1 protein-coding gene is annotated in these 700 nt (G+C 61.6%); it reads right to left on the bottom strand.

All coding sequences use genetic code 11. From position 1 onward, the window contains the following. Positions 1-233: 233 nt before the first annotated feature. A partial coding sequence (locus ABB25_RS13950) for an SDR family NAD(P)-dependent oxidoreductase (RefSeq protein WP_152981246.1) occupies positions 234-700 on the bottom strand: 467 nt, incomplete at its 5' end.

The raw sequence follows: 700 nt of genomic DNA, 5'->3' as shown, positions 1-700 counted from the left end.
AGATGTGAATAAGGGACAGGGTGCAGGCTGTGCCTGCGCTGGCAGCACGCAGGCAATACTGAAAACAAGCCAAGGCAACACACGCATCCTCCTTACTCCCTGGTTCCTGCCCATCAACGGGACGTCCCCAGACTAGACAGCCACGGCGCACCCTGGCAAGCACCCGCCGTAGATACACGCGCTGCGTGCAGGCGCCCGCCCAAACCAACCTGCCGAACGCTCGCCGGTGACTGCTAGAAGCGCTCGTCAGCGATGGCCGGCAACACCAGCTCGCGCACGTAGGAGGCGTTGGAGAGGTTGAGCAAGCAGCGCACAACCTGCACCACGTCATGCACAGGCACCAGTTCGCCGCCCCCTCGTTCAGCGGCCAGGCCCTGCGGCACCGCCAGGTCATCATCGGTATTGAGATAGCCCAGTTGCAGACAGGTAACGACCAGCCGCTGCTGCCGGAAACTTTCCCGCAATGCATCGCCAATGCCGGTAAGGGCGAACTTGGAGGCACCGAAGGTCACCTCTGGCCTACCGCTCTGGCGAAGGCCGGAGGTGGAACCGGTGATGATGACTTGCGGTTTTTTGGATGAGAGCAGGCGCGGCACCAGGTGCTTCAACGCCAGGATGGTGGAAGTGCTGTTGATGTTCACCATGGCCACAACGTACCCATGGTCACCTCCAAGGACGATTAAAGGCACCGAGAACGCCG

Source organism: Stenotrophomonas koreensis (assembly GCF_001431525.1).
Lineage (GTDB): Bacteria > Pseudomonadota > Gammaproteobacteria > Xanthomonadales > Xanthomonadaceae > Stenotrophomonas > Stenotrophomonas koreensis.
The sequence above is the reverse complement of the archived record's forward strand: the minus strand, read 5'-3'. Positions and strand labels throughout refer to the sequence as shown.